The organism is Methanofollis sp. UBA420, assembly GCF_002498315.1.
Classification (GTDB): domain Archaea; phylum Halobacteriota; class Methanomicrobia; order Methanomicrobiales; family Methanofollaceae; genus Methanofollis.
On the sequence record NZ_DAGX01000007.1, the window covers coordinates 251,710 to 278,472 of the forward strand.

30 protein-coding genes and 1 tRNA gene are annotated in these 26,763 nt (G+C 64.8%); 21 read left to right on the forward strand and 10 right to left on the reverse strand.

The features are described 5' to 3' along the window. The first annotated feature begins 8 nt into the window (after positions 1-8). From mmp3 to BP869_RS11380, 13 genes are all read left to right on the forward strand, one after another. Entirely contained in the window at positions 9-1,538 is a 1,530-nt protein-coding gene (gene mmp3, locus BP869_RS11320) for a methyl-coenzyme M reductase-associated protein Mmp3 (RefSeq protein ID WP_342679752.1), read from the forward strand. After that, positions 1,531-1,971, forward strand: a complete 441-nt coding sequence (locus BP869_RS11325) for a methanogenesis marker 6 protein (protein WP_067047989.1) — start codon at positions 1,531-1,533, stop codon at positions 1,969-1,971. The genes mmp3 and BP869_RS11325 overlap by 8 nt, the downstream gene beginning before the upstream one ends. 3 nt (positions 1,972-1,974) lie before the next feature. After that, positions 1,975-2,427 carry a methanogenesis marker 5 protein gene (locus BP869_RS11330; protein ID WP_342679754.1) on the forward strand — a complete coding sequence of 151 codons (453 nt, stop codon included), beginning with the start codon at positions 1,975-1,977 and terminating at the stop codon, positions 2,425-2,427. After that, the gene (locus BP869_RS11335; RefSeq protein ID WP_342679755.1) at positions 2,424-3,662 is read left to right on the forward strand and encodes a methanogenesis marker 15 protein; all 1,239 of its coding nucleotides are present in this window, start codon (positions 2,424-2,426) and stop codon (positions 3,660-3,662) included. The genes BP869_RS11330 and BP869_RS11335 overlap by 4 nt, the downstream gene beginning before the upstream one ends. A 4-nt stretch (positions 3,663-3,666) precedes the next feature. Further along, positions 3,667-4,257, forward strand: coding sequence for a methanogenesis marker 17 protein (locus tag BP869_RS11340; protein WP_342679757.1), 591 nt, complete (start codon positions 3,667-3,669; stop codon positions 4,255-4,257). Continuing rightward, positions 4,254-5,192: a methanogenesis marker 7 protein gene (locus BP869_RS11345; protein ID WP_342679759.1), complete on the forward strand. Its 939-nt coding sequence runs from the start codon at positions 4,254-4,256 to the stop codon at positions 5,190-5,192. The genes BP869_RS11340 and BP869_RS11345 overlap by 4 nt, the downstream gene beginning before the upstream one ends. Before the next feature lie 2 nt (positions 5,193-5,194). Then, positions 5,195-5,647, forward strand: a complete 453-nt coding sequence (locus BP869_RS11350) for a carboxymuconolactone decarboxylase family protein (protein WP_342679760.1) — start codon at positions 5,195-5,197, stop codon at positions 5,645-5,647. A 504-nt stretch (positions 5,648-6,151) separates the two neighbouring features. Then, positions 6,152-7,585: an alpha-amylase gene (locus tag BP869_RS11355; protein ID WP_342679761.1), complete on the forward strand. Its 1,434-nt coding sequence runs from the start codon at positions 6,152-6,154 to the stop codon at positions 7,583-7,585. Beyond that, positions 7,564-8,703: a glycosyltransferase family 4 protein gene (locus BP869_RS11360; protein WP_342679763.1), complete on the forward strand. Its 1,140-nt coding sequence runs from the start codon at positions 7,564-7,566 to the stop codon at positions 8,701-8,703. Before BP869_RS11355 ends, BP869_RS11360 begins: the two co-directional genes overlap by 22 nt. Next, positions 8,703-9,941, forward strand: a complete 1,239-nt coding sequence (locus BP869_RS11365) for a glycosyltransferase family 4 protein (protein WP_342679765.1) — start codon at positions 8,703-8,705, stop codon at positions 9,939-9,941. The genes BP869_RS11360 and BP869_RS11365 overlap by 1 nt, the downstream gene beginning before the upstream one ends. Beyond that, positions 9,938-11,623, forward strand: a complete 1,686-nt coding sequence (locus BP869_RS11370) for an amylo-alpha-1,6-glucosidase (protein ID WP_342679766.1) — start codon at positions 9,938-9,940, stop codon at positions 11,621-11,623. Before BP869_RS11365 ends, BP869_RS11370 begins: the two co-directional genes overlap by 4 nt. Further along, a complete protein-coding gene (locus BP869_RS11375) occupies positions 11,613-12,557 on the forward strand; it encodes a phosphotransferase family protein (RefSeq protein ID WP_342679768.1) in 945 nt (314 codons plus the stop codon). Before BP869_RS11370 ends, BP869_RS11375 begins: the two co-directional genes overlap by 11 nt. Continuing rightward, complete coding sequence (locus tag BP869_RS11380) at positions 12,539-13,210, forward strand: HAD family hydrolase (protein WP_342679770.1); 672 nt, start codon at positions 12,539-12,541, stop codon at positions 13,208-13,210. The genes BP869_RS11375 and BP869_RS11380 overlap by 19 nt, the downstream gene beginning before the upstream one ends. A 553-nt stretch (positions 13,211-13,763) precedes the next feature. Here the strand turns inward: BP869_RS11380 and BP869_RS11385 are convergent. After that, positions 13,764-14,447: a DUF1614 domain-containing protein gene (locus BP869_RS11385; protein ID WP_342679772.1), complete on the reverse strand. Its 684-nt coding sequence runs from the start codon at positions 14,445-14,447 to the stop codon at positions 13,764-13,766. A 61-nt stretch (positions 14,448-14,508) separates the two neighbouring features. Between BP869_RS11385 and BP869_RS11390 the strand changes: the two genes are divergently transcribed. The 3 genes from BP869_RS11390 to BP869_RS11400 are packed head-to-tail and all read left to right on the forward strand — an operon-like array spanning position 14,509 to position 16,729. Beyond that, positions 14,509-15,474 (forward strand): ATP-binding cassette domain-containing protein, encoded by a 966-nt coding sequence (locus BP869_RS11390; protein WP_342679774.1) that lies wholly within the window; start codon positions 14,509-14,511, stop codon positions 15,472-15,474. After that, positions 15,471-16,235: an ABC transporter permease gene (locus BP869_RS11395; RefSeq protein WP_342679776.1), complete on the forward strand. Its 765-nt coding sequence runs from the start codon at positions 15,471-15,473 to the stop codon at positions 16,233-16,235. Before BP869_RS11390 ends, BP869_RS11395 begins: the two co-directional genes overlap by 4 nt. 38 nt (positions 16,236-16,273) lie before the next feature. Next, positions 16,274-16,729: a rhodanese-like domain-containing protein gene (locus BP869_RS11400; protein ID WP_342679778.1), complete on the forward strand. Its 456-nt coding sequence runs from the start codon at positions 16,274-16,276 to the stop codon at positions 16,727-16,729. On the opposite strand, the gene BP869_RS11405 is transcribed toward BP869_RS11400, so the two are convergent. Then, positions 16,714-17,130, reverse strand: a complete 417-nt coding sequence (locus BP869_RS11405) for a hypothetical protein (RefSeq protein WP_342679780.1) — start codon at positions 17,128-17,130, stop codon at positions 16,714-16,716. The genes BP869_RS11400 and BP869_RS11405 overlap by 16 nt on opposite strands. After that, positions 17,127-18,110, reverse strand: coding sequence for a YbgA family protein (locus BP869_RS11410; RefSeq protein WP_342679782.1), 984 nt, complete (start codon positions 18,108-18,110; stop codon positions 17,127-17,129). Before BP869_RS11410 ends, BP869_RS11405 begins: the two co-directional genes overlap by 4 nt. Positions 18,111-18,128: 18 nt before the next feature. Between BP869_RS11410 and BP869_RS11415 the strand changes: the two genes are divergently transcribed. Beyond that, complete coding sequence (locus BP869_RS11415) at positions 18,129-18,623, forward strand: hypothetical protein (protein ID WP_342679784.1); 495 nt, start codon at positions 18,129-18,131, stop codon at positions 18,621-18,623. On the opposite strand, the gene BP869_RS11420 is transcribed toward BP869_RS11415, so the two are convergent. Genes BP869_RS11420 through BP869_RS11435 form a run of 4 tightly spaced genes read right to left on the reverse strand, consistent with a single transcriptional unit; the run spans position 18,624 to position 21,294 of the window. Continuing rightward, the gene (locus tag BP869_RS11420; RefSeq protein ID WP_342679786.1) at positions 18,624-18,977 is read right to left on the reverse strand and encodes a VOC family protein; all 354 of its coding nucleotides are present in this window, start codon (positions 18,975-18,977) and stop codon (positions 18,624-18,626) included. 35 nt (positions 18,978-19,012) lie between these two features. Further along, a complete protein-coding gene (locus BP869_RS11425; RefSeq protein ID WP_342679788.1) occupies positions 19,013-19,600 on the reverse strand; it encodes a DUF2179 domain-containing protein in 588 nt (195 codons plus the stop codon). 33 nt (positions 19,601-19,633) lie between these two features. After that, positions 19,634-20,857, reverse strand: a complete 1,224-nt coding sequence (locus tag BP869_RS11430) for an amidohydrolase (RefSeq protein ID WP_342679790.1) — start codon at positions 20,855-20,857, stop codon at positions 19,634-19,636. A gap of 44 nt (positions 20,858-20,901) precedes the next feature. Continuing rightward, positions 20,902-21,294 (reverse strand): hypothetical protein, encoded by a 393-nt coding sequence (locus BP869_RS11435; protein ID WP_342679792.1) that lies wholly within the window; start codon positions 21,292-21,294, stop codon positions 20,902-20,904. Positions 21,295-21,399: 105 nt separating this feature from the next. Between BP869_RS11435 and BP869_RS11440 the strand changes: the two genes are divergently transcribed. From BP869_RS11440 to BP869_RS11450, 3 genes are read left to right on the forward strand one after another with little or no spacing between them, the layout of a single operon-like run. Next, a complete protein-coding gene (locus tag BP869_RS11440; protein ID WP_342679794.1) occupies positions 21,400-22,989 on the forward strand; it encodes a PAS domain S-box protein in 1,590 nt (529 codons plus the stop codon). Positions 22,990-23,037: 48 nt separating this feature from the next. Next, a complete protein-coding gene (locus BP869_RS11445; protein WP_342679796.1) occupies positions 23,038-23,505 on the forward strand; it encodes a hypothetical protein in 468 nt (155 codons plus the stop codon). Continuing rightward, positions 23,492-23,569, forward strand: coding sequence for a hypothetical protein (locus BP869_RS11450; RefSeq protein WP_342679916.1), 78 nt, complete (start codon positions 23,492-23,494; stop codon positions 23,567-23,569). Before BP869_RS11445 ends, BP869_RS11450 begins: the two co-directional genes overlap by 14 nt. A gap of 135 nt (positions 23,570-23,704) precedes the next feature. Here BP869_RS11450 and BP869_RS11455 read toward each other — a convergent pair. From BP869_RS11455 to BP869_RS11465, 3 genes are all read right to left on the reverse strand, one after another. Beyond that, a tRNA-Ser gene (locus tag BP869_RS11455) sits at positions 23,705-23,788 on the reverse strand. A gap of 41 nt (positions 23,789-23,829) precedes the next feature. Further along, the gene (locus BP869_RS11460; protein ID WP_342679797.1) at positions 23,830-24,747 is read right to left on the reverse strand and encodes an RNA-guided pseudouridylation complex pseudouridine synthase subunit Cbf5; all 918 of its coding nucleotides are present in this window, start codon (positions 24,745-24,747) and stop codon (positions 23,830-23,832) included. After that, positions 24,740-25,432, reverse strand: coding sequence for a uroporphyrinogen-III synthase (locus tag BP869_RS11465; protein ID WP_342679798.1), 693 nt, complete (start codon positions 25,430-25,432; stop codon positions 24,740-24,742). Before BP869_RS11465 ends, BP869_RS11460 begins: the two co-directional genes overlap by 8 nt. An 85-nt stretch (positions 25,433-25,517) precedes the next feature. Here BP869_RS11465 and BP869_RS11470 point away from each other — a divergent pair, with 85 nt between their 5' ends. Further along, on the forward strand, positions 25,518-26,726 hold the full coding sequence (locus tag BP869_RS11470; protein WP_342679799.1) for a tripartite tricarboxylate transporter permease: 1,209 nt from the start codon (positions 25,518-25,520) through the stop codon (positions 26,724-26,726). The last annotated feature ends 37 nt before the right edge of the window (positions 26,727-26,763 follow it).

Sequence of the window (26,763 nt, forward strand, 5' to 3'; positions counted from 1 at the left end):
GTGGAGTCATGCACGTCCTCCTTGACGGGAGACCGGTGGAGGCCGGTGCCGGGGCGACGCTCGGCGACCTCCTCCCTGACCTGGACGGGTCGTATGTCGTGGCAGTGATCCGCCCGCAGGCGATGGAGGCGGCGCAGACCGGACATATCCGCCTTGTGACCACGGCGGGCGAGGTCGTGATCGAGACCACGCCTCTTTTTTCGACATATTTTGGCAACGAAACAATCCCGGCCCCTCTCTCTCTCCGCTGGAGCGACCGGTACGCCGCCGCGTTCGGGCCCTTTCCCTCGGGCGTCTCGCCCGACAGGAGGCCGCACCGGTACGCCCGCGGCGACGTCGTTCTCGGGTGTGCGGGCTATGACCCGGCACGTTCTGTCCTGCTCTTCGCCCGCGCCGACCACAGGGCCGACTTTGGCTCCGGCGCGGACGGCGGGGTCGTCGGCACGATCGTCAGCGGCCGTGGCGTCATCGACCGCTGGACGGCGGGCGACGCGGTCACCGCGGTCGAGAGGGTCGTCTCCTGGGCCGATCGGTCCACGTCGTTCACGACCGCCGACCCGGCGACGCCCCTCGAAGAGGGGTGCGAGGTCGTCACCCGCGTCGAGGTGACGGCCGAGGGCTACGGCGGCGACGTTGTCGGGACGAAGACCGCGAGGAGCGTCGAGCACCTCGTCCTCTCCCTGGAGGATGGGTTCTTCTCGGTCGGCAGGGCGGCGTCCACCTTCATCAGGGACGAGACCATGGTCCCGATGGACGTCTCGATGGACCTGAAAAAGCCGCGGCGCGAGGGTGCGGTCACTGTCAGGGCGGCAGGCGGATCCCGCGGCGGGATCTATATGTACCGCGAGGAGATCCCGAGCCACCCGGCACACACTCTCGTCGGGCATGTCGCCCACGGCATCGAGATCGTGAAACTTGCGGAGAGCGGGCAGCGCTTCAGGGTCTCTGTCGACCCGCCCAGGTTCGACCTGGTGGGCCTCCCCCTCGCCGAGGCGCGGGCGATCGCGGAGGGGCGCGGCATCGGGGTCGAGTTGAAAGGCGAGGGCGACGACCTCATCGTCGTCGGCCAGGCGCCGGGGACGACACTCGAAGCACTTGCGAAAGGATCGGTCGTCCTCTCTGTCCTCCAGGCGGAGAAGGTCGTCGGCATCACTCTCGACGACGCCCACGCCCCGGCCACCTGCGACATCTTCAGGCGGGCAACGGGCCTCAAGACCCATGCGGTCGGGTCGATGCCCGTCCTCTTCACCTTCGAGGACGTCACCCTCTTCCAGCCGAAGATCAAGAAGAGCGTCAACATCCTCCCGGAGAATGTCCCGAAAGACCACGTGCCCGCGGCCTCCCTCGCGATGACAAACGAGTCGCGCCGCGGCGCCGGCATGGTCGGCGTGCGGGCGACCGACAACTCCGAGTTCGGCCCGACGTCGGAACCCTTCGAGAGCACGAACCTCATCGGCACGGTGCTCGACCTGGAGAAGGTCGCCCGCTTCAAGGAAGGGGAGACCGTCTATGTGCGGGAGGTGAAGCGCCGTGGCTGAGTATGTCCCGAAATATGTCGGCACCGTGACAAAGTACGTCTTCGTCGAGTCGCCCCTCCTCACCCCGAAGGACCTGGCGGTCAGGGCCTACGAGATATCGGGCGGCGTCATGATCAAGGAGACCTGTTTCGGCCTCCAGGTGACAGGCACGCCCGACGAGGTCGAGGCCCTGGTGGCGAAGGTCAGGGAGTTCGACCCGTCCCACATCTTCGTGAAGGACCGGGGCTTTCCCCCCGGCGACGAACGCCGCTGCCGGGCGAACCTCGGCGGGGCGAGGCCGGGCTACCTCGGCCACGAGTTCGAGATGAAGAAGGTCCGGTACATCTCGAAGGGTCTGGAGGCGGCCGCGGCGACGGTCCCGCCCCTGCCTGAAAAACCGAAACCCCTGGACGCACGGAGACTGAAAGAAATGATGGACGCAGAGGAGCCGTAAAAAATGGCGAAGGTATTTATTTATCCGGCGACGAGCCTCATCCTCTCAGATATGGTCGCCAGGTTCGGGCACGAACCTCTCGGATCGGCGATCGGCATACGCGAACGTATCCAGACTCCGGGCTTCGAGAGCCCGCCCCTCCAGATCACCCCCGAGGAACCGAAGAAGGGGCTGAAATGGGCGGCCGTCGAGGTGCCGTCAGGGGTCAGGGGGAGGATGGCCGTGTACGGCCCCCTGATCGAGGCGGCAGAGGCCGCGGTCATCGTCAGGGACCCGGAGTTCGCCTTCGGGTGCATGGGGTGCGCCCGGACGAACGAATTGATCCTCTTCCACCTGCGGAACATGGGCATCCCCGTCCTCGAACTCGACTACCCCACCTCCGACAACGAAGGCGTCGCCTTCGTCGCCGCGATCAGGGAGTTCCTTGGCGGTCTTCCGAAGGAGGGATCGCCATGACTGAGAAGGTGCGGATCGCGCAACTCTCCTGCGGGCCCGAGTACTCGGGCGTCCAGAAGGAGATCAACGAGGCGGCGGCGATGGTCGACGCCGAGGTCTTCTTCCCCGACATCATGCTCGACGACGTGCGGGAGGGCTTCGAGAGCTTCGGCCTCGACGTCCGGAGTCCTGACCTGAAACTTGCGATCGGGCGGGCGAAGGCCCTCGTCGACGGGAAGATCGACGCCGACGCCGTCTTCATCGCCACCTGCTTCAGGTGTGCCGAGGCGGCGATCGTGAGAAACGAACTCCGCCGGTATATCCACGAGAACTCCAGCCTCCCGGTCGTCTCGTACTCCTTCACCGAGAGGACGACCGCGGGCACCCTCCTCACCAGGATGGAGGCCCTGACCACCATCGCCCGGCGCCGCGCCCTCCTCGCCCGCGAGGAGCAGGAAGGGATCACCATGGGCATTGACTCGGGTTCGTCGACGACGAAGGCGGTGGTCATGAAGGAGAACGAGATCGTCGGCACGGGCTGGCTCCCGACGACGGAGGTGCTGAAGAGCGCCGAAGGGGTTGTCGACCTCGCCCTCGCTGAGGCCGGCCTCACCTTGAACGACATCCAGGCGATCGGGACGACCGGGTACGGTCGGTACCTCGTTGGCAAACACTTCAATGCGCAGCTCGTCCAGGAGGAACTGACCGTCAACTCGAAGGGTGCGGTCTACCTTGCCGACAGGCAGCACGGCCCCGCGACGGTCATCGACATCGGCGGCATGGACAACAAGGCGATCACGGTCCAGGACGGGATACCCGGCATGTTCACGATGGGCGGGATCTGCGCCGGGGCGTCGGGCCGTTTCCTGGAGATGACCGCGAAGCGCCTGGGCATCGACATCACCGAACTCGGCCCCCTCGCGATGAAGGGGATGGGCGATAAGGTGCCGATGAACTCGTACTGCATCGTCTTCGGGACGCAGAGCCTGGTGAACGCCCTTGCCGAGGGGAGCGCCCGCGAGGACGTCGCCGCGGCGGCCTGCCACTCGGTGGCCGAACAGGTCTTCGAGCAGCAGCTTCAGGAGGTGGACATCAAGGAGCCGGTGATCATGGTCGGCGGCACCTCCCTGATCCAGGGGCTGGTGTACGCGATGGGCCAGCTCCTCCAGACCGAGGTCGTCGTCCCGCACCATTCCCAGTATATCGGTGCGGTGGGGTGCGCCCTGCTGGCTTCGGGTTTCGTGAAGGGAGAGTAGGAGAATGGCCGCGCTTGAATACTTCGTCGTCGAATGCACCGAGGAGAAGGGGAGGGAGGCATACGAGAGGATCGCAAACGACGTCCTCCTCGATCTCGACCTCGTGCGGGTCGTCTCGAAACTCCACATCTTCATCGACCCGCATGTGCCGGTCTTTGTCGCGGTCGGGGCGACCCACGCCCTTGGAGGCCCGGTGCGGGTGCGTGACTTCGCCGACGTGAACGTGGACGAGGAAGGGCGGGCCGTCCTCTCGATCGGGGACGAGACCTATCTTGCGCCGATGCTCCAGGCCCTCTGGGACCGTTTCGGCAAGGACGATGTCGAGCAGCCCGACCGTTTTTCTGTCGTCGTGACGGTGCCGAAAGGGGAGGACCCGCGGGCGATCGAGGAGATCGTCGTCGCACGCCCGGAGGAGGGCCTCTATAAGGACCTCGTGTACGCCCTCCAGATCATCGCCCCCGAGGGGTTCAAGGTGCGCCGGGAGTACCATAGAGAGGGGGTCTTTTACTATGTGGCGAGCGAGAACACCCTCGACCCCGAGGTCGTCGAGACCCTGGTCGCGGAGAAGATGAAACTGATCGGGGTGAGCCTGTGATCTTTGTGCCCATCACCTACAAGGGGGGTGTCTTCAGGCACGACGAGGTCGTCGACCTCATCGAGGATCTCGGCGGCTACATCGTGCAGAAGCACATGATCGCCCAGGAGGTCGTCCTCCAGTGCCTGGTGCCGAAGGAAGACGTGGAACTGATCCGGACGGTCGGCAGGCCTCTCGGCGGCGAGGTGACGGTCGCGCCCCTCGTCGGCACGGAGATCGCCGTCGTCTCCCCGTCCCTGGAGATCCACCACCTCCCCCACTCGTCCTGCGACGTCGCGGAGTACCTGCGGCGGGCCGGGGCGAAGACGAACATGGTCGGGCTTGCCCGCGGGTTCGGCAAGAGGATCGCGAACCTCAATGTGGAGGAGAGGGACACGATCAACGAGCACGACCTTGCGGTCTATGTGCTCGGCAACTTCGAGACCTGTATCGAGGAGAAGTTCCCCCATCTCCGCCGGGGCATCCACGTGCCGATCGTCCTCACCGGCGCTCCGCCGACAGACCGCCTGAAGGCGGTCATCGACCCGCCCGTGGAGGGTTATGTCGGCGAGATGGGCCGCCTCATGCACAGGACGAAGCGGCCTGAGGAACTCTCCGTCCTGGACGTGATGGTGGAGGAGGTGGCACGGGTGCTCGACGAGAGGCGGGCCGTGATCGCGAAGGATCCCCTCTCTGTCTCCCCGGCACGCCTGATGGACGTGATCCTGGAGAAAGTCCCTGAGGTCCATGCTGTCACCCACCCAACGCCTGTCACCGTCCAGATGGTGGGTCTGCGGGTGAAACTCCCGTATGAATCATATGCAAAGGGCCTCCGGACTCTGGAGATCGAGGAGGGCGTCACCGTCGGCGATGTCGCCGACGTCCTCCCGTCGAAAATGAGAAACTACATCTGGATCCGGATAAAACCCTTCTCTGAAACCAATACCATGGTGTAAAGATGGAGTTTGAAGAGAAACTCGCCGCGGTTCTGGAGGGAGGGAAGAAGGAGACCGCATCCCGGTGGCTTGCCGAGATCGAGGAGGAGTACGGGCGTGCCCCCCTGATCCTGAAAAGGATGGGCGAACGGCCGGAGGTGCTCATCTCCCACCTGCTGTACAAGTCTTCGGTCTTCGAGACCAGCCACCTCGACCCGAAGTGCATCGAACTGATCAGCCTTGCCGTCGGCGCCGCCCTCAAGTGCCGCCACTGCGTGGAGTACCATATGGCGTCGGCGAAGGCGAAGGGCGCCACCCGCGACGAGATCCTGGAGGCGATCCTCATCGCCGGCCTGGCCTCCAATGCCTCCGTCCTCGCCGACGCCTACCGCGTGATGGATGAGGAGAAGGACTCCGAGCCCTGCATCTCCTGCGACATCCAGGGGAAGGACGGGGACTCTGGAAAGACGGAGTGAGTCTCCGGGGAGGTTTTCCTCCTCTTTTCGTGCTTTTTTCGGTCGCACGTCTCAGATCCGGATAGGGACGAGATCGGCACTCTTCCCTTCTGGATAATCTATTCTGTCCTTCCCTGACCTATCCTGAGATGGAACGACCGAAGGGATTCGAGAAAATCTTTGATTTTCGAGGTCTGGGGGCTTACCCCCGGTCCAGAGTGTGGGGAAGGCGTTTGGTTGGCGTCCTCCTCCGGGGGGCTGTTGCCCCCCGGTCCCCCCTTCATTAAGATAGGGAGGGATATGGCAATCTCCCCTTCTGATTTTCTATTCTGTCTTCCTGGGGCTAGTCAGGAGAGAACTGCGACCGAAATGAGTCGAGAAACCTCCGGTCTAGAGAGTGGGGAAGGCAGTGTGTCGGTTCCTCCCTCAGAGATACTCCTCTCCCCTCCCCGAAGATACCCTTTAATATTCCGTCCGGGGATAGGGGGGTGACAGGCATCAGGCCGCGTCGATGGGGGGACGTTCATGGCGGCGATATGTCTGGGCTTTGAAGTGCACCAGCCCTTCAGGCTCAACAGGGATTTTGTACCGGCGATGGCGAGAGGCCGGCGTGACCTGAAGGACTGCTACTTCGACGCATCGAATCGGGAGATCCTGGACCGCGTCGCCGCCCGGTGCTATATCCCGGCGACGGAGATCGTCCTGGACGCCCTCGACGGTGGGATGACGTGCGCCTTCTCCCTCTCCGGGGTGCTCGTCGAGCAACTTGAGCGGTGGCGCCCCGACGCCCTCGCCCTCTTTGCCGAGGTGGCGGCCCACAAAAACGCCGAGTTCCTCGCCCAGACCTACTACCACAGCCTTGCCGGTTTCTTCGCCGACACGGAGGAACTCAGCCTGCAGATGAGAATGCACGCCGACCTGATGCACGACCTCTTCGGGAGAGTGCCGACGGTCGCCGAGAACACCGAGTTCGCGCTGGACGACCGGATCGCCGCCGTCGTGCGGGACCTCGGTTTCTCCGCGGTCTATACCGAGGGGGCCGACCGCCTGCTCGGCGGGCGGGATCCGAACGAGACTTACACCTGCGCCGGCCTCCCTCTCCTCCTGCGGAACTGCCCTCTCTCCGACGACATCGCCTTCCGCTTCTCCTGGGCCGGATGGGACAAGCACCCCCTGACGGCGGAGACCTATGCCTCCTGGGTCGCCCGATCGTCCGGGCGATGCGCCCATGTCTTCATCGACTACGAAACCTTCGGCGAGCACCACCGGGAGGAGAGCGGCATCCTGGACTTCCTCGAAGCCCTGCCCGGCGCCTTCGACGAGGCCGGCGTCGCCACTCTCCTCCCGTCGGAGGCGGCCGCCTCCGCCCATGCCGGCGAGGTCTCCCTCGAAAACCCTGTCTCCTGGGCCGACCTTGAGAAAGACGCCTCGGCCTGGCTCGGCAACCCCGTCCAGCAGAGCGCTTTCTTCGCCCTCGAACACTCCCCCGCGAGGGCCGCCCGCCCCGACCTCTGGCGCTATTTCGGGACGAGCGACCACTTCTACTATCTCGCACGAAAGAACGGGTCATGTGGCGAGGTACACCGCTACTTCTGTCCCGAGGGGAACGACGGTTCCCATGACGCCTACATGCGGGTGCTCTCCCACCTGGAGGGCAGGTGTCTCGGCAGGGGGAGACGGGCGGTCGCCTCCCTCCCGCCCGACCGCGCTTTCCACTTCTGCTTTCCGGGCGGGCAGTACGCGGGCGTCTCGGCGCACAGTCTCCGTGAGTTCGAGGAGACCCTGGAAAGAGCGCCCCGCGAGTCGGTCTGGTGGCACCTCGACCGCGGCGACTACTCCCGGTGGATCGAGGGATCTGTCGGCGACAGACGGCTTGCACGGGCTGTCTCGACCTGCGCAACGCCGGACGACGTGCGGGAGACGGTACGTGCACGGAGGTGTTTGCTCTGCGGAGACTGAAAATCGCGTTCTTCTGCTGGGAGTCGCTCCACGGTATCAGGGTCGGCGGCCTCGCCCCCGCGGCGACCTGCCTTGCCGAGGCTCTTGCCCGCGACCACGAGGTCCACTTTTTCACCCGCGGCTCCGGGCCGCCGGAAAAAAACGGCGTCGTCTACCACTACTGCGATCCCCATGGCGGGAACATCGTCGAGTTCTGCAAAGACCTCGCCCTGAAGGCCTGCCGCCAGTTCCGGGAGGAGGACTCCCCGCCCTTCGATGTCCTCCATTTTCACGACTGGCACTTTGTCGAAGCGATGCACCGCCTGCGGGAGAGGAGGACGGTGCTCTCCTTCCACTCCACCGAGTACGGGCGGAACGGCAACCAGAAAGGCGGGTGGTGGGAGTTCGGCGAGATCTCGGGGAAGGAGTGGTACGGGGCCTATATCGCAAAAAGGGTGGTCGCCGTCTCGAAGACCCTGAGGGCGGAGGTGATGGATCTGTACTCTGTCCCTGGCTGGAAGATCGACGCCGTCCCGAACGGGATCGACCCCGAAACCTTTGCGATGCGTGTCGACCAGGGGGAGGTGAAGCGCCGGTACGGCCTCCACCCGTATGCGCCCCTCGTCTTCTTCGGCGGCCGTCTCGTCTACCAGAAGGGGCCGGACATCCTTGTGAAGGCGATCCCGTCCGTGCTGCGGCACCGCTGGGACGCTAACTTCATCTTCGCGGGCAAGGGCGACATGCAGGAATGGGTCGCCCGCCATACCCGGGGGATGCCCGCGCAGGTGCTCGGCTATCTTGCCGAACCCGACTTTGTCAGCCTCCTCAATGCCGCGGACATCGTCGCCATCCCGAGCAGGAACGAGCCCTTTGGCCTGATCCTCACCGAGGCCTGGAGTGCGAGCCGGTGCGTCGTCGCCTCCGACGTCGGCGGCCTCGGCGAGAACATCGAGCACCTGGTGAACGGCGTCAAGGTGCCTGTCTCGGCCGAGGGGATCGCGGGCGGGATCAACACCGTCATCGACGACCGCAGACTCTGCTCCACCCTGGGTCGGCAGGGCCGGGAGAAGGTGGAGAGGGAGTTCAGATGGGAGGCGGTGGCGCGGGCGATGGAGCAGGTCTACGAGAAGGTGCTCTGATGCGGGTCGCCTATTTCCTGGACGAGTTCCCCCCCTTTCTCCGGGGCGGCCTCGGGACATATGCGCTGGAGATGGCCCCGCGCCTTGCGGCGTCAGGCCACGAACTCACCGTCTACGCCTTCAGGATGGGGGACGCGGCCGTGGAGGAGGAGTGGGCCGGGGCCCATGTCCGGCGCCTCCCTCTCCCCGAACCCGCTCCCCTCCTCCCGGTGGTCCTGCCCTCCGAGGTGGCGGCCTGGCCCCCTGACGCCGCCCATTTCTTCGCCGACTACCTCTTCTACAACATCGTCTCCGCCGGCGACCTCCTTGCCCGCGGCGAGGGGGCCGACCTCGCGGTTGCGCACGACTGGCTCGCCGCCCCGGCCGCGATGGTGACGGCCGCGTCCCTTGGCATCCCCTTCGTCTTCCATGTCCACTCGACCGAAGGGGGACGGTCAGAGGGCGGAGGGTCGCCGACTGTTCGGGCCCTCGAGGCCCGCGCCCTGGAAAAGGCCGCCGCCGTCATCACGGTCAGCCATGCGATGGAGGACGAACTCCTCGCCCTCGGCGTCCCTGCGGAAAAGATCCGGGTCGTCCACAATGGCGTCGATACTGCGAAGTACGACCCGGCCCGTATCCCGCCGACGGCGGTGCGGGCCTTCAGGGAGCGCCTCGGCGTGGGATGCGACCCGCTCGTCCTCTTCATCGGCCGACTGACGCGGGTGAAGGGGGCCGACACTCTCCTCCGGGCCTTCGGCATGGTCCTGCAAAAGGTGCCTGCGGCGCATCTCCTCGTCCTCGGCGTCGGCGAGATGGACGGGGAGATCACGCGCCTCGCCGAGACGATCGGGGAGGGGCGGGTCCACCTGGAGTTCTCCTTTCTCCCTGAAGAGGAACGTATCCTCCGCTATGCCGCCGCCGACGTCTGCGTCTTCCCCTCGACCTACGAGCCCTTCGGCATCGTCTGCACCGAGGCGATGGCGATGGGAAAACCTGTCGTCGTCGGGGCGCGGGGCACCTCGGGCATGCGGGAGCAGGTCGTCCCTGCCGGAGACGGCATCTGCGGTTTTCATATCAACCCCCATGACCCGGCAGACATCGCCACCTATCTCTCCCTTGTCCTCTGCGATTCCGCCCTGCGGGAAGTGATGGGGAGGAACGGGAGGGCGCGGGCCGTCTCCCTCTTCTCCTGGGACCGAGCGGCGCGGGAGACGGCGGAGGTCTACGAGGAGGCCGTCAGGGGAGGGAAAAGATCGTGATCGCCTTCTCCGCCGGCCTTCAGGACCGGGCGTTCGCCCGGACAAAGGAGTACCTCCTTGTTGCGGACGGCGCCTATGCCTCCTCCTCCCTTGCCGGGAACACCCGGAAGTACCACGGCCTCCTTGTCAGGGACGGCCGCGTCCTCCTCTCCGGCCTCGACGAGTACCTGAACGGCACCGCCCTCACCCCGGCGGCGTATGTGGGCGGGAACGACGACCGCGGGCTTGCCGCCCTCGCCGCCGTCTCCCTCTCGCCGGAGCCCGTCTTCGTCTACCATGCCGGTGGTGCGGTTCTGCGGAAGACACTCTCATTCGACGGCACCCTCTCGGTCAGGTACGACCTCCTTGGTGAGGGGACGCTCAGGGTCGCGCCCCTCGTCGCCTGCCGCGGCGTCCATGAGGTGAGGACAACCTGCGACGGTCTTCTGGTCGCTCCCCTCTCCGACGGCGTGCAGGTCGGTACCCTGGCAGTCAGGTCAGACCTCTCCTTCACCCCGGCCCCGGCCGTCTACCGCGACGTCCTCTACGAGGTGGAGAGGGAGCGGGGCTATGCCCACCAGGAAAATCTCTTCTGCCCCGGTGTTTTCGAGGGCGAAGGAGAGGACCGGACATTCTGGCTGGAGGCCGACGCCGGCGGGGGGTGGTCTCCACCAGAAAAATCAGGTGACTCTCTCTCCCGCGCCGCCGAGACCTTCCTCGTCGGCGACGCGATCCTTGCGGGTTACCACTGGTTCGCGGAGGAGTGGGGCAGGGACACCTTCGTCTCCCTGCCCGGCCTCCTCCTGTCCCGCGGCGACCATGCCCGCGCCCGCCGCATCTTCACCCGCTGGGCCGGCATGATCCGGGGCGGCCTCCTCCCGAACAGGCCTCCTGACGATTATTCTTCGTCGGACGCCGCCCTCTGGTTCGTCCTCGCCCTCGCAAGGTATGCGACCGGAGAGAAAGACCCGACATTTGTCCGCTCCATGTGCCCGCAGGTCGCCGCCGTCCTCGACGGCTATCAGGACAGCCCGGTGACGCACCTCGACGGTGCCCTCCTCTCCATCGCCCCGCGGAGCACCTGGATGGATACCCCTTTCACGCCCCGCGGCGGAAAACCGGTCGAGGTCAACGCCCTCTGGGTGGCGGCCCTCAGGTTCGCGGAGTCCCTCGGCATCGACGGCCCGGTGACGGCCCGCGAGGCCGGAGAGGCCTTCGGCCGGTTCTGGAACGAGGAGAAAGGCTGCTTCTTCGACCTCATCGACCCTGCCGACCCGGCGGTCAGGCCGAACCAGGTCGTCGCCCTCGCCCTCGGCATCCCGCCGGCCGACCGGGCGACGAGGGCACTCGCGGTGGTCAGGTCCGAACTGCTCACGCCCTTCGGCCTGCGCACCCTCTCGCCCCGCGAGGCCGGGTACGCGGGCAGGTTCACCGGCGACGCCGCCTACCACAACGGGACTGTCTGGCCCTGGCTTCTCGGCTTTTACATCGACGCCCTCAGGGTCTACGAACCCGGCGTCGACCCCGACCCCCTGCTCGTCCCCCTCCGCGCCCATCTCGCCGACGCCGGCCTCGGCACGATCTCCGAGTGCTTCGACGGCGACCCGCCGCACAGGCCGGGCGGCTGCATCGCGCAGGCCTGGAGCGTCGCTGAAGTGTTAAGAGCCTCCGCGGCCCTGCGGGGGGTGCGCCATGAGGCGTGAACAGCATGTCGGCACCCTCTCCCCCGGCGACCCCTTCCGGGACTGGCTTGTCTCCGTCCTCGACGGTCGGATCAGGCACGCCGACGCCCAGGCCGATGTCTACCTGATCAGGCCGGCGTCGCACACCGTCTGCCGGTACGGCTTTCGCGGCGAAGGGGTCAGCGTCGTCAGCAAGTTCTTCGCCGAACCGACCGGGACAAACCATCGCTTCGACCCGGAGAAGGCGATGGAGACGGAGTACAGGATGCTGAAGAAGGCGCGGCGGAGGATCGCGGTCCCCGAACCGATCGCCGTCCGCGCCGACTATCACTGCGCCCTTGTCACTGGATACGTGAGGGGCAGGCCCCTCCTCGACTTCCTCAGGGACGACCCCTCCCTCTTCGACCGCCTGACCGACATCGCTGGCCTCCTCCGCCGTCTCCACGGCAGGGGTGCGTCGGCGTACGACCTGGAGAGGGAGTTTGCCACCTTTCAGGGCGTTCTCGGTCAGGTTGATCTGTCTTCGGGGGAGAGGGAGCGTTTCAACCGCCGCCTCAGGCGGTGGCGGGACGCCGGCACCCTGGAACGCCGCCGCGGCTGCATGATCCACCGCGACGCCACGCCGACAAACTATCTCTTCGGGAAGGACGGGGTCGTCGCGGTCGATTTCGAGAGCGCCTGGACAGGTGCGCACCCGGCACACGACCTCGGCATCCTCTGCGCCGAGATCAGGTACGCCTTCAGGCGTCGGTACGGCGACGCCGGGAGGGCCGAACCCTATCTCGGCCATCTCCTCTGGCACTATGCGGGATCGGACGATGCGTTCAGGTACGTCACCGGGTGCGTCCCCTTCTCCATGGCCCTCGGCTATCTCCGTATGGCGCGCCTTTCGATCGGAAACCATGAAAAGGAATGGCTGAAAAAGGAGGCGCTTGCATGTCTCAGGCACCGGTAGATTTCACGCGGGTCCGCGCCGTACTCTTCGACTGTTACGACACCCTGCTCGATATCAGCACCGACGAGAGGGGCGTTTGCGGCTACCAGACCCTCAGCACGTGGGCGGCCTACCAGGGGGTGCGGATCGCCCCCGAAGACCTGAGGGACGAATACCGGCAGCGGATCGCCGGGATGATGGCACAGAGCACGGAGGCCCACCCCGAGGTGCGGGTCGAGGAGATCTTTGCCGGGATCTGCCGGGACTACGCCGCCTGGCCGCTGGACGAGACCATCCTCGGGGTCATGTTCGCCCGGTCCTTCCGGGCCGCGACTGTCAGGAGGCTGGGGGCCTTCCCGCGGAGCCGGAGACTCCTCTCGGCCCTGTACGGCTATCCCCTCGGCGTCGTCTCCAACGGGCAGCGGGTCTTCTCAGAGGTCGAACTCCGGATGTTCGGCCTGGCCCCCTTCTTCAGGACCGCCGTCTTCTCCTCCGACGTCGGGTGCAAGAAACCCGACGACCGGATCTTTCAGGTCGCCCTCAGGCGCATCGGTATCGAACCAGAGGAGGCCCTCTTCATCGGCGACTCGATGACAAACGACATCATCCCGGCGCGGCGCCTCGGCATGCAGGCGATCCATATCCGCGAGGCCTGGCCGCTCTTTTCGGTCTGAGGAAACGATCCCCATTGTTATGGCTGTGATCATCGTCTTTGGTTCTGTCTTCTCGGGGCAGATCTTGGATGGGGGTCCGGGAGATGCGACTAAAGGGAACTTGAGAAAATCTTTGATTTTCGGGATTTGTAGAAACCCTCATGTTCAGGTTGATGTCGCCCCCCAGAATTTCATTGAGTGAGTGCGGATCCACCGCCTTCCCCTAAATCCGAATCGGGGGACTACAACGAAACCTTCGGTTTCTTGACCTTACTTCGTTCGGACAGCGAAGACTTCGTCTCAGTGCACATCAAAGATGTGCCTGAACGAGAAAATCTTCGATTTTCCTGTTCTGGCAGATCTTTGATTTGACGTTGACCGAAGGTTTTCGATTGTCCGGGGGCGTAGTCCCCCGGCACAGGCACTCCTGAACAGGATTTCTACAGAGCCGATTTTCGATGAAACTCCCTGTCTAGATTGTGGGGAAGGCGGTGGATCCGCGCCTCCCTCCTGTGTTCACGAGGGAGATATCATCCTCAGTATGAGGAATAGATCCGGGCAATCGTTGATCCCCCTACAGCCCCGAGTTCACCCGCCTGATCCGCCGGGCGACCAGGGCCGCAAGGAAGACCGCGAGGATGCCGGTGAGGAAGATGCCGTCGAAGACCCCGGCCCCGCCGATGGAGAGGACGGTCGGTTCACCGCCCGAGATCGTCTCGATCGTCCCCGGCGTCGCAAGGAGGAAGATGTCGGCGCCGAGGAGGGTGCCCGCCGCCCCACCCACATACGCGGTCCCCGGCGAGGTGATGTCCGCCCCGGTGAGAAGGATGCCTGCAAAAGCCCCGGCAAGGGGTGCGATATAAAAGGGCATCAGGATCCCCTCCCCCTGCACCGGCGTCGCAAAATAATACGAGATGAGGGCGACGAAGATCACGGCGAGGGCCGCGGGACCGGGCCGCACCCTCTGCCGTGCGATCACCTCGGCCGAGAGGAGGAGGGGGATGATGCACCCGCCGACATTCACGGCAAGGATCACGCCGTTGGTGACCGCGAAGGGGATGTCGATCAGGCTCCCGATCAGCGCCCCGACCGTCATGACCAGGGCCCGCGACGCCTTCATCCCCGCGAGTTCGAACGCCTCCTCGCTGACGACGATGAACAGGTACAGCAGGAGGATCGGGACCATCAGGACAACAAGGAGGATGAGGGTCTCTGTCGAGAGAAAGGGGACAAAGACACTTGCAGGAACTGCGGCCATGATCCTCAGGCCTACTCTCCGGTCAAGCCATAAAACCCCTTCCCCATCCCAAAGGTTTTGAATGCGTGAGGACGAGATCTCACTCATGCCTGCCATCAGGGTCGAAGGGCTGACAAAAGTCTTCGGCAGCCTCGTCGCCGTGGACCATATCTCCTTCGAGGTGACGGACGGGGAGATCTTCGGGCTCCTCGGGCCGAACGGCGCGGGGAAGACCACGACGATCAGCATGCTCACCACCCTCCTCACCCCGACAGAGGGCACTGCGGAGGTGGCGGGTGCCGACATCGTCAGGTCACGGGACCGGGTCAGGGAGCAGATCGGCGTCGTCTTCCAGGAACCGGCGCTGGACACCAACCTCACCGGCAGGGAGAACCTCGACTTCCATGCCCGGATGTACGGGATCGGCCGCGCCGAGAGGGAAGAGCGGATCCGGGCGGTCCTCGACTTGGTGGAACTCTCCGACCGGGCCGACGCCCTGGTCGCCGAATACTCGGGTGGGATGAAGCGCCGGTTGGAGATCGCCCGCGGCCTCATCCAGCACCCCCGCGTCCTCTTCCTGGACGAACCGACCCTCGGGCTCGACGCCCAGACGCGGCGGCACATCTGGGAGTATATCAGGGCCCTCAACCATGAGCGGGGGGTGACGGTGATCCTGACGACCCATTATATGGAGGAGGCCGACCACCTCTGCGACAGGGTGGCGATCATCGACCGCGGCCGCATCGCCGTCCTCGACACTCCGGAAAAACTGAAGGAGGCGCTTGGCGGCGATGCGATCGGCCTCTCGATCGAAGGGGACGCTGAACCTCTCCTGAGATCCCTTGCCGGCCTTCCCTGGGTCAACCAGACAGGAGTGACGGGCGGCGCCATCACCCTCACCGTCAAGCAGGGCGAGCGGCATATCCCTGCTCTCATCGCCGCCGCCGAGGCTGCCGGGGTCGTGGTCACCGCGGTGAACCTGAGAAAACCGAGCCTGGAGGACGTCTTCATCCAGGTGACAGGGCGGTCGATCAGGGAGGGTGCATGAGGGATCTCACCGCGATCGCCGTTCTCTGGCAGAGGGAGATGATCCGCTTCTTCAGGGCGAAGTCGCGGGTCGTCGGGACTCTCGGCATGCCTATCTTCTTCCTTGCCTTCCTCGGGTTCGGATTCCAGACAAGCAGCGTCCCCGGCATACCCGCGGGCATCGACTACGTCACCTATCTCGTGCCCGGCATCCTTGGCATGACGATCCTCTTCTCCTCGACCTTTGCCGGGATCTCGGTCCTCTGGGACAGGGAGTTCGGGTTCCTCAAGGAGATCATGGTGGCGCCTGTCAGCAGGACGGCGATCGTTCTGGGGCGGATCGCGGGCGGGGCGACGACCTCCCTCATTCAGGGTGTGCTCATCCTCCTCCTTGCGGTCCCGATGGGTTTTCCCTTTCCCGGCGTCCTCCCTTTCCTTGCGGCGGTCGCATTCATGCTCCTCATCGCCGCCGCCTTCATCTCCCTCGGCCTGATCTTCGCCTCGAACATGAAGGACATCCACGGCTTTTCCCTCATCATGAATTTCGTCGTCTTCCCGATCTTCTTCCTCTCGGGCGCCCTCTTCCCTATCGAAAACCTCCCGGCATGGCTTCTGCCCCTCGCCTATGCCGACCCCCTCACCTACGGGGTGGACGGCCTGCGGGGCGTGCTGACCGGCGTCTCGTCTTTCTCCCCTCTCTTTGACGCCGCCGCCCTTTTTGCCTTCGTCCTGGTTCTCCTCGCCCTCGGCGCCTGGTTCTTCGAAAGGACAGAGTCTGCCTGATCAGGCACCATCTTTTTCTGGAGGGACGAGATCTGTGCATGGCGAAGATGATGCTGGCCGCCGTCTGCTGTGCCCTTCTCCTCGTGGCACTGGTCGCGGGACTCGTCGGCAGCGGGAAACTGGTGATGGGGGACCTCCCTCAGGTGGCCCTCGCCGGCGAGGGATCTGAGGTGAAGAATGTGAATGTGGAGGAGGCCCGCGCCCTGATCGCCGACCATGAAGGCGACCCCGCCTTTGTCGTCCTCGACGTCAGGACGCCAGGGGAGGTCGCGGCCGGGCATATCGAGGGGGCGGTGACTATCAACTATCGCAACGATTCGTTTTCCCGCGAGATCTCGGCCCTCGACCGCGGGAAGACCTATCTTGTCTACTGCCGTCTCGGCAACAGGAGCGCCCGGACCGCGGAGATGATGGTGAAGGACGGTTTCGCGGAGGTCTACAATATGGAGGGCGGGATCACGGCGTGGAGAGAGGCGGGCTATCCGGTGGTATGAACGAGTCCGGGGGTGAGGGCGGTCTCGCTGCTGTGGACGGTTCTCCCGTACCTGTCGATGATGTCTGTCCGTGCAATCACCGTGACGCCGGGTTCTGCCGGCACAGCCGGGAGTTCGATCGGGTTGTCCGCGGAGATCTCCTCGTAGACCCTGCCGGCTACGGCGACGGCCACCGTCCCGCCCTGCCTGATCTCGAAGGTGGCAAAGTAGGGGGCAGGTTCGGCGCTGTCAGGATAGTAGAGGAAGACGGCCTCGTCGGGCGCCCCGCCTGTATGGATTGCCTCGGCCCTGAACGACACCGGTTCGGGGAGACTGCCGTCCGGCGTGCCGAGGCAGCAGGCCGCGGCCGTCGCTGCGGCAAGGACGACCAGACAGGCCAGTGCGATCCCAATTCTCGTCATTTTTCCCAGTAGTCCCTCTGGCTGTGGGAGAGGTCCTGTGATACCCCCATCAGTTCGGCGGGGAAGGGGGAGAAGAAAGTCTGCTCCCGCAGGTAGTCGTCATCGAACCGCACGATCCAGCCCCTGAGGATCATCAGGTTCGGGCAGATGGTGACCCGGTTCTGGCGGTACTGCTCCAGGGTGTCGAGGAAGAAGGTCTTCTCCGCAGGGGAGATCCCTGCCTTGAAGCGGCCCAGGGCATGGAGGAGGACGTTGATGTTTGCGGTGTAACGGGGCGCTCGCGATAGAGCGGCGTTCAGGTGGTCGCCGTACTCCCCCGCGACCCCGGGAAATGTTTTTTTCTCCGGATTTGCGACGACCCTCCCCAGCTCTCGCATCTCTTTCTGGCTGTAGGCCATCAGGAGAAGTTTGTTCCGGGTGTGGAACGCGGCAAGTTCCCGCAGGTCGCCGCCTGCCTGTACCTCCCTGAATGCCGCCAGGGTGAAGAGGCGCGTGAGGAAATGCTCCCTGATCCGCCTGTTTCGCAACCTTCCCTCGTCCTCGGCAGGAAGGTTGGGGAAGCGGTCGGCCATGGCCGCGGCAAAGGCCCCGGCCGTCTTCCCCACCGTGTCCCCTGTCCCGCCCTGACGGTAGACCTTCACGTCCCTGATCCCGCAGGAGGGGGAGCGGGACTTGAGGAGAAAACCGTCGATCTCGCGGAGGGTGCCGGCAAAAGACGCGGCGAACGTCTCCATCCTGCCGGTGACATCGAGCCCTGTCTCGTGCTGGACAAGGTGGGTGCCGTTCTCCCCCTCGACAAACCGCACCGGCTTTCTCGGCACGCCAAGCCCGATCTCGACCTCCGCGCAGACCGGGAGAAAGTCCACATGGGGCGTGATCATCTGTACGACCTCGCTCGTGATCATGTCCCCGTTCCAGCGGCAGTGGTCGAAGCCAAGGCACCTGCTCACGACCACCCGCGGCCGTGCAAACGCTCTCACGTCTCTCTCCGATCCGTGATGAGCACGCCACTCCTGATAGATGTTTCTCTCCCCGTCCGCCTCCTCTTCGGCTGGACCATCCTCGCGGCCGGGCAACTCTCTGTCTCGTACAGCAACGACTACTTCGACCGTGCGGCCGACCGGGCGGGTGTGCGGACCCGGATCTCGGGCGGGAGCGGCGTCCTCCTGGAGAGGCCCGACCTCGCCCCGGCGGCGCGGCAGATCGCCCTCGTCCTCATCGGGTCTTCCCTCCTTCTCGCCCTCTTCTATGTCCTCCTCTTTCCTGCGCCCCTGTCCTTCCTCCCCTTCGTCCTTGCCGGCAACCTCGTCGGCTGGTACTATACGGCGCCGCCTCCCGCCCTCGCCTCACTCCTTCCCGTTGCGATGGCGGCGGCCGCCTGCCTCAGGCCTCCGGTCGGTCGTGCTGCCGCGGTGGCCGCGGCCGGGAGGAACCTTGCCGCCCTTGCGGTCTTCGTCCTCCTCGCGGACCTCGCCCTTGCGGCCCCCCTCTGATCACGACGCGTTCTCCCATAGGCCGAAGCGGTTCTTCTCCGTGTCCTCGCAGACCGCGAGGTACCCCATCCCCGGCACCGGGGTCTTCCCGGCGACTACCCGGCCGCCGAGCGCCGTCACCCGCTCAAGGCATTCCTCAATGGAGGGGACATCGATGTAGAGCATCATCTGCTGTCCCTCGTACTCGCGGCCGAAGAGGTCGCCCCCGATCCCCCCGCCTGCCGAGACCATCCAGAAATCGTCCTTGAAGGGGACAGGGAAAGGCGTGGTCTCCCAGCCGAAGAGGTCGCGATAAAATGCCTTCGCCCTGCCCGTGTCGTCGGCAGGGATCTCGAACCATGTCACCGATGGCATGGGCCCGGGTGGGCCCGCATCCAGAATAGTCTTTCTCACTTCCCCTTGCGGAAGTACTTGAAGAGCCTGAGCTCGGTCTTCCTGTCCCGCACCTGCGGGAAAGTCCCTTCCGCGGCGTACCGCACGTCTTCGACCGAGTAGAAGGCCTTCGGGGAGTACGCGCTCACCTTTGCGATCACGTCCGGGATATTCCGCCGCCGCACCACGGTGAAGATGACCTTCCCCGGCCCGGCTTTCCCCTGCGCCTCCATCACGGTCACCCCGTACCCCGCGGACCGCAGGGTGCCGATGAGGGCGGTGGCATCCCTCTGGGTGATGATCCTGATGACCGCAAGCCCCATCGCGATCTTCTCCTCGACCAGGATCCCGATGTAGTTGCCTGCGGCAAAACCCGCAGCATAGGCGATGTAGTTGACATAGTTGGTGAGGTTCGCGAAGATCTGCCCGATGGCCGTGAGCCAGATAAGGATCTCGAAAAAACCGAGAACCGGGGCAACGATCTTCATGCCGCGGGCGACAAAGATGATCCGCATCGTCCCGAGGGTGACGTCGGCGATCCTCGCAAAGAAGATGAGGACGGGCAGCAGGACGGTGGAAAAAATCCAGGGGTCAATCTCGAACACAGGCATCGTCTCCTTGGGATTGGGGGGTGGGGATCAGGGGCGCCGTGCGCATGCGACGACCGACGCGGCAAGGACGACGGTCCCTGTCCTGATCGCAGGTATGGCGTCCGGGGCAAAGTGCGAGGAATGGAGGTACGCGTCCCCGCTCTCCTTGCCCTTTGTCCCGATCCTGTAGTAGGCGAGGGGAATGCCGACCTCCCCGAAGACGGCGAAGTCCTCGCTTCCCGAGAGGGGCGGGATCTCGATGACAGCACCGGCCCCGAGGCACTCCTCTATCCCGGCACCGCACTTTCCGGTGAGGGCGGCGTCGGTGACGAGGGGCGGGACCGACTCGTCGATCACCGTGACAACCGGCATCCTCTCCGTCGGCACGCCGGCGGCCAGCGCCGTTCCCTCCGCGCTCCTCCTGACAGCGGCAAGGCCCTGGTCGCGCACTCGACGGCGGTGGTACCTGAGGTTCACCTTCAGGGCCACCTCGTCAGGGATCGCGTTGTGCTTTATCCCGCCGTGGACAGCACCGATAGAGAGGACGAAGAAGTCGTTCGGGTCGATCTCGCGGCTCCGTATGGTCTGGAGGGCGAGCACTGTCTCTGCCATGAGGACGACGGGGTCGCGGGTCCGGTCGGGATGGGCGGCATGGCCCCCGACGCCCCGGACAAGGAGGTCGATCGACTCCCCGCCGGCCGAGAGGATGCCTGCCCGCGTCCCGACCCGGCCGACACCGATGTCAGGGCCCGCATGGACGGCGACCGCACACTCAGGTTTCGGGAACCTCTCGAAAAGGCCGTCGGCGATCATCCTTTTCGCCCCGGCGACGATCTCCTCCGCGGGTTGGCCGACGAAGAGGACGGTCCCCTTCCAGCACTCCCGGCAGGACACAAGGATGCGGGCCGCCCCGACGAGAGACGTCATGTGCAGGTCGTGGCCGCAGGCATGCATGACGCCAGGCCGCTTGCTGGCGTATGGGAGGCCTGTCTCCTCCTGGATGGGGAGGGCGTCCATATCGGCCCTGAGCATCACCACCGGCCCGTCGCCGTTTTCAAGCACCCCGACGAGGCCGTGGCCCCCGATACCGCGGGTGACGGTGCAGCCAGCGGCTTCCAGCGCCCCGGCAAGTCTCCCGGCCGTCTCCTCCTCCGCTCCGGAGAGTTCAGGGGAGGCGTGAAATTCCCTGTACAGACCGAGGAGGGCGTGGGCCTCCCTGTCTGTCAGGGCGAGGATGCGCTCCCTGCATATGGTTCCGGATCGTGTAGACACATATTCTCCTCTGAGTCCTCGCCTATTATGCATATCGTCGGCCGTCACCCCCCCGAACCCAGCCTTTTCACCACCTCCGCGATGGAAAGGGGCCTGACTTCCCCCTCTTCGAAGGCATAGGCCGTTCCCCCGACGGTGCAGAGGGAGTCTCCGGGCGTGACCGTGAGGACGACGCCCTCCTTTCCCGCCCTGGCCACAATTTCGGGCGGCCTGATGACAAGACTCCGCCTGACCATTCTTCCGGCCGCGTCTATCGGTCCTGTCCGCACGACCGGTACCGGCACGACCGTCTCGACCGCCTCCGCGATCTCTTGTGCCGCTCTTTCGGGATCGCCGCGGAGCACTACCTCCCCGCCGCCGCTGTTTGCAAGAGCCGCGATAGTGCGGGCGAGTTCATGCTCTGTCCTCCCCTCAGGCAGTCCGACTCTGATGCCCATGCATCCCATGCCATTCAGGAAGGGAAAGAGTTGGGGGTCGGTCCGACGCAGGGTTGAATAGTCATGTTTTTATAGACACTCGATATTCTATCCTTCCATACCCCCATGATCCAGATCCTCCTTGTCGACGACGAACCCTTCCTCCTCAATCTGGCCTGTGCCTTTCTGGAAGATGAGAAGGACTTCCTCGTGACGCCGGTTGCATCGGCCGAAGAAGCGCTGGGCCTGCTTGGCGCCTCTCCCTATGACGCGGTCGTCTCCGACTACCAGATGCCCTCCATGAATGGCATCGAACTCCTGCGGACAGTCCGGGCAGGGCATCCTGACCTCCCCTTCATTCTCTTTACCGGCAAGGGGCGGGAACAGGTCGTCATTGAGGCACTGAACTGCGGCGCCGATTTCTACATCCAGAAAGGAGGGGACCCTGTCGCGCAGTTCACCGAACTGGTCTCCAAGATCCGCCATGCCGTCGGGCGCAGGCGTGCCGAGGATGCTCTCAGGGAGAGCGACGAGCGTTTCCGCAGCGTCGTCGAGAATGCTCACGAAGGGATCATGATGACGGACGACGAAGGACGGGTCGTCCTCTGGAACCGGGCGGCAGAAGAGATCTTTGGGTACCGTTTCGACGAGATCGCGGGCCGCCCTTTTTATCAGTACTTCCTGCCAGAAAAGACCCACAAGGATATTCGTGATGCCCTCGGCGAGTTCAGGATGAAGGGGGCGATCCGGCGGATCCTCTTTGGGCGCCGGTTCACCGGTCGGGCCGTCAGAAAAGGGGGAGAGGTCTTTGTTGCCGAGTGTACCCTCTCCCCTGTGCAGTACCGCGGCGCCTGGCACAGTATCACCATCATACGCGACGTCACCGGGAGAGAAGAGGCCTCGGCCGCCCTTCAGGAGAGTGAAAGGCAGTACAGGCACATATTCGAGCATTCGAAGGACGCGATCATCGTCAGGACAGATGAGGGAGTGATCCTGAAGGTCAACCGTGCGACATGCGATTTGCTCGGTTATCCCCCCGAAGCTCTTGTCGGGAGAAGAGTGACAGACTTTGCAGCCGATGGGATCGTGGAAAGAGGAAGAAGAGCCATGCAGATGGTTGCCAAGAAGGGGAAGGGAACCTTCAGGACGCAGTGGGTCAGGTCTGACGGGCAGGTGATCGACGTCGAGATCACATCTCAGAGTACCTGTCCAGAGCGGGGTATAGGGCAGGCCATTGTGCGCGACATCAGTCTGAGCAAACAGATGGCGTCGGCCCTCAGGCGTCGCGACGTCATCCTCGATGCGGTGGTCCGCGCCGCCGCTCTCCTCCTCCGGGACCGCAGTGCGTTCGGTGGGATCGACGCCGCCCTTGCGGAGATCGGAATGTCTGCAGGAGCAGAAGGGGTCTATGTCCTGGAGAGGCAGGGTGAGGAGAGTGATGCGTGGAAGGTGATGCATGCGTGGGTGAACAACGGATTTTCCCTGCCGTGTCACCCTGTTATAGTGTCAGAAGGCGCAGACAGCGGCGGTATCCTCAGGTTCCGTGGGTCTGACGGTCAAAGACGGTCGTGCATCCTTCTGCCTCTTCAGGCGGTCGACGGGCGATCCTGCTCTCTTGGCCTTGAAGCACCCTTCTCGGAAGCGGAATGGTCCGCCTATGAACGTGAAGCCCTGAAGGCGGCGGCACAGATCATCGGTGCGGCCCTGACGCAATAGAAAACGCGCCGTCCTGGTTTGTCGGTTGGTTAAGATCAGAAGAGATTCATGCCTCCTGTCTCAACAGATCCATATCTGGCCGAGGGTTATCTGATCTCTATCGGAGGAGTTTCCCTCGATATTTTTCTGATCTTTATCTTTGCCTTCGTCGCCTCACTCTTCCTCGGGAACTTTGTCTACCTTGTTGTCAGGCAGGGATTGGAAGGCCGTGTTTCGCGGAGTACCGCCAAGTGGGTCTTGGCTATCCTCCCGTACGGGGTGATATTTGCCGGGATCTATGCGAACGCCCGTTATATCCTCGCCTTCGACCTGACGGCCTTCACCACATCCCTCGGCATCCTCGGCATCGTCATTGCTTTCTCATCGAGCCAGATCATCCAGACCGTCCTTGCAGGTGTCCTGATCACGATCAACCGGCCTATCCTGAAGAGTTGGTGGTCGTCGGCGGATTGCCGACAACCGTCTGTGCCGTGTCCGGGACGTCTCCTTCACGACGACGATCCTGCAGGACCTTGACGGTGGCCTCGTCCTCCTCCCAAACTCCCAGTTCGTCTCCTCGCAGGTGATCATATGTCTCTGACAAGGCCATGACAAACTGACGGGCCTCAACCACTACCAGGCAATCGCACAGGCGTTCACCCCTCAAGAAATCGCCGAGATAAAACACCGCCTGACGGGTTGGATTGTCTAAGAGAGATGTGAACAAAAATAAGGACGCTGAGGGGGAGATTTGAACTCCCGAGAGACTTGCGCCTCACGGGCTTTCCAGGCCCGCGCCCTACCGCTAGACTACCTCAGCACTCGCCTTATACTATAGGCCCCCCCGTTTTTTAATCCTATCTATTCGGTCGGCCCGCGGGGGTGCGTCGTCCAGGCCCGCGGATAGGTGCCGGCGGCCATCATCACCGCCCGCGGGGCGAGCACAAGTCCGGTCTTCCCTGGCTCATAGGCCGAAGAATCGGTGAGCGCTTCGCCGAGGCAGATGAGTTCGTCCTTCTCCGAGAGCACGGCCAAAAGGTCGCCCTTCTGGTACTTCGTCCGCGAGAGGACCCCGACCCCCGCGAGCGCTGCGCCGTGGCAGAGGGCATCGATCGCTGTCTCCCGCACGACGATCCGCGGGAGGTCGCCGATGCCCTGGATCGGCGGGAGAATGATGGCTGTAAGGGGCGCGGTGTCGCCCGCCCGTGCGGCGACGACGGCGTCCCTGACCTCGTGGAGGGTGTGGGTGTCGTTCTCGCCGACACTCCCTGAGCGGGTCCGGCGGAGTTCCTGCATGTGGGCCCCGACGCCGAGGGCGAGGCCGAGGTGGTGACAGAGCGACCTGATATAGGTGCCCGCGTCGCAGACCACCCTGAAGAGGACGAGACGTCCGTCCACGTCCAGTATCTCCAGTTCATAGATCCGCCTGATCCGGAGGTTCCGCTTCACCGCGCTCCGGCGGGGCGGTCTCTGGTAGATCCGACCGACGAACTCCCGCGCTGTCTCTTCGATCTCCTCCCTGCGTGCGTCCCCGTGGAGGCGCATCAGGCAGACGTACTCCTTCCGCTCCTTCAGGAGGACCGGGGCGAGGCGGACGGCAGGACCGATCATGACGACGAGGACGCCGGTGACCATGGGGTCGAGGGTGCCGGCATGGCCGACAGGCACGCCAAGCATCTCCCCCACCCATGCGGCGACCTGGTGACTCGACGGACCCCGCGGCTTGTCCACGGCGATGAGTCCTGCCTGCGGGACGCCTGGCACCCGGTGTTCAGGCATGGTCCTCTCCCTCCCTCCTGTTCAGGGCGTCGAGAGTCCCGACAAGGGACCCGTCCCCGACGACGTCTGGCACGCCGCCTGCCTTTTCCATCGCGGCCGCGGTGACCGTGCCGATGGCGGCGACGATCTGCCCTGCCCTCCGTGTCCAGTGCGCCTTGGTGAAGGACGATGCGCTCGTGAAGAGGACGACGTCGGCACGCGCCGTGTCGAGGTCCTCCCCGGTCGGGACGAGGGTGTAGGCCGGGCACTCACAGGCCTCTCCTCCCAGATCCCTGATCGCCTGAAGAAGGTCGGGGTTCGGCACCGCCGCCCGCGGGATGCCGACCTTCCTGCCCTTCAGCCAGTCCCCGAGATAGGGCGCGAAGTCGGCCGAATAATAGGAGGGGAGGGTCTCGGGTTCGAGGCCGCAGGCCCTCAGCGTCCGTGCCGTCTGGGGCCCGATGGCGACGATGCGTGCGCCGGTGTCAGGGCCCAGACGCGGGGCGATGACCTCGGCGGGCAGGGCGCTCGTGAAGAAGATGGCGTCGAATTTCCCGGCATTTGCTTCGGCCACGAACCGGTCGATGTTCTCCTCCAGGAGTTCGGCCCGCAGGGGCGAGACCGTGTAGCAGGTATGCCCGTATTGGGCGCAGAGGGCGGCGTCCCTTCCCGCCTTCTCAGCAAGACGGGTGATCGCAATCAACATTGTGCAATTGTTCGGTGCGGGTGGGATATGACGGTTTCCCCACCCGGCCGGATGATATATATGGGGCGGTTTCAGAATCTCGGGTGTGATAGCGGCCCTCGTCGCCGGCACCCTCCTCGGCGTCGCCCTCGGCACGGTCAGCGGCCTGGTACCGGGCGTGCACGTCAACACGATGGCAGGGCTTCTCCTCTCCCTCTCCCCGATCCTCGTGGCGAGCCTCGGCACTCCCGTGCTGGCCGCGGCCCTTGTCGCCGCCCTCGTCACCCACACCTTCCTGGACTGCGTCCCCTCGACTTTTCTCGGTGTGCCCGACGCCGACACGGCGGTGATGGTCCTCCCCGCCCATGCGCTCTGCCTGGAGGGGAGAGGCAGGGAGGCGGTGCGCCTCTCTGCCCTCGGGAGCGCTGCCGCCGTCGTCTGGGCCCTGCCCTTCTCCTTCCTCTTTCTCACTCTCCTCCCCGCTTTCCAGTCCTTCATCGACCTCTGGATCGGGGTACTCCTCCTCGCGGTCGCCTGCTACCTCGTCGTCTTCTCCGAGTCTCCCGAATGGGCGGCAGGGGTCTTTCTCGTCTCCGGTTTCCTCGGCCTCTTCACTTTCAGGTACTCCTTCCTCGCCTGGAACGGCGGCACCGGTGTCCTGATGCCTCTCCTGTCCGGTCTTTTCGGAGTCTCCGTCCTTCTCTCTGCCTCCGGTGGGAGGATGCCCCCGCAGTCGGCTGCGGTCACCTATCCTGACGGAAGAGAACTCTTCAGGTGCTCGTGTGCCGGGTCTCTCGCCGGCGCCGTCGTCGGCTGGCTCCCCGGCCTCTCGAACGCCACCGCGAACGCCGTCCTCGCCTCGGCCATCGACTACGGCGAGGACAGGCTGGGCTACATCGTCGCCACAAGCGCCGCCAACACGGCGAACGCCTTCCTCGGCCTCGCCGCCCTCTATGCTGTCGGGCGGACGAGAAACGGCGTCATGGTGGCGCTCGACACCCTCGACACCCCACCCTTCACCGCCTTGCTCTCTGTCGCTGCCCTCGCCGCCGCTCTTGCCTATGCCGCCACCGTTCTCTTCTCCGGCACGGCGGGCGTCTTCTCCCGCGTCCCCCTGCGCCCCCTGAACGCCGCCGTGATCCTCTTCGTCACCTTCCTTTCCTTCCTCCTCTGCGGCCCCTTTGGTCTCTTCGTCCTCGCCGCTGCCACCCTTGTCGGCATCGTGCCGACCCTCGTCGAGGTCCGCCGGGTCTTCTGCATGGGGGCGGTGATGGTCCCGGTGTTCCTCTCGTCCCTCGGGATGGCGGTGCTGTAGGGGTCATCTCGACCTCATTTCGGTCGTCCCAAAAAAT

Excerpts from the sequence above, each read along its gene's own strand:
- mmp3 (WP_342679752.1), top strand. The coding sequence starts at position 9 with ATGCACGTCCTCCTTGACGGGAGACCGGTGGAGGCCGGTGCCGGGGCG.
- BP869_RS11330 (WP_342679754.1), top strand. The coding sequence starts at position 1,975 with ATGGCGAAGGTATTTATTTATCCGGCGACGAGCCTCATCCTCTCAGAT.
- BP869_RS11335 (WP_342679755.1), top strand. The coding sequence starts at position 2,424 with ATGACTGAGAAGGTGCGGATCGCGCAACTCTCCTGCGGGCCCGAGTAC.
- BP869_RS11340 (WP_342679757.1), top strand. The coding sequence starts at position 3,667 with ATGGCCGCGCTTGAATACTTCGTCGTCGAATGCACCGAGGAGAAGGGG.
- BP869_RS11350 (WP_342679760.1), top strand. The coding sequence starts at position 5,195 with ATGGAGTTTGAAGAGAAACTCGCCGCGGTTCTGGAGGGAGGGAAGAAG.
- BP869_RS11355 (WP_342679761.1), top strand. The coding sequence starts at position 6,152 with ATGGCGGCGATATGTCTGGGCTTTGAAGTGCACCAGCCCTTCAGGCTC.
- BP869_RS11365 (WP_342679765.1), top strand. The coding sequence starts at position 8,703 with ATGCGGGTCGCCTATTTCCTGGACGAGTTCCCCCCCTTTCTCCGGGGC.
- BP869_RS11375 (WP_342679768.1), top strand. The coding sequence starts at position 11,613 with ATGAGGCGTGAACAGCATGTCGGCACCCTCTCCCCCGGCGACCCCTTC.
- BP869_RS11380 (WP_342679770.1), top strand. The coding sequence starts at position 12,539 with ATGTCTCAGGCACCGGTAGATTTCACGCGGGTCCGCGCCGTACTCTTC.
- BP869_RS11385 (WP_342679772.1), bottom strand. The coding sequence starts at position 14,447 with ATGGCCGCAGTTCCTGCAAGTGTCTTTGTCCCCTTTCTCTCGACAGAG.
- BP869_RS11390 (WP_342679774.1), top strand. The coding sequence starts at position 14,509 with ATGCGTGAGGACGAGATCTCACTCATGCCTGCCATCAGGGTCGAAGGG.
- BP869_RS11395 (WP_342679776.1), top strand. The coding sequence starts at position 15,471 with ATGAGGGATCTCACCGCGATCGCCGTTCTCTGGCAGAGGGAGATGATC.
- BP869_RS11400 (WP_342679778.1), top strand. The coding sequence starts at position 16,274 with ATGGCGAAGATGATGCTGGCCGCCGTCTGCTGTGCCCTTCTCCTCGTG.
- BP869_RS11405 (WP_342679780.1), bottom strand. The coding sequence starts at position 17,130 with ATGACGAGAATTGGGATCGCACTGGCCTGTCTGGTCGTCCTTGCCGCA.
- BP869_RS11415 (WP_342679784.1), top strand. The coding sequence starts at position 18,129 with ATGAGCACGCCACTCCTGATAGATGTTTCTCTCCCCGTCCGCCTCCTC.
- BP869_RS11420 (WP_342679786.1), bottom strand. The coding sequence starts at position 18,977 with ATGCCATCGGTGACATGGTTCGAGATCCCTGCCGACGACACGGGCAGG.
- BP869_RS11435 (WP_342679792.1), bottom strand. The coding sequence starts at position 21,294 with ATGGGCATCAGAGTCGGACTGCCTGAGGGGAGGACAGAGCATGAACTC.
- BP869_RS11440 (WP_342679794.1), top strand. The coding sequence starts at position 21,400 with ATGATCCAGATCCTCCTTGTCGACGACGAACCCTTCCTCCTCAATCTG.
- BP869_RS11445 (WP_342679796.1), top strand. The coding sequence starts at position 23,038 with ATGCCTCCTGTCTCAACAGATCCATATCTGGCCGAGGGTTATCTGATC.
- BP869_RS11460 (WP_342679797.1), bottom strand. The coding sequence starts at position 24,747 with ATGCCTGAACACCGGGTGCCAGGCGTCCCGCAGGCAGGACTCATCGCC.
- BP869_RS11465 (WP_342679798.1), bottom strand. The coding sequence starts at position 25,432 with ATGTTGATTGCGATCACCCGTCTTGCTGAGAAGGCGGGAAGGGACGCC.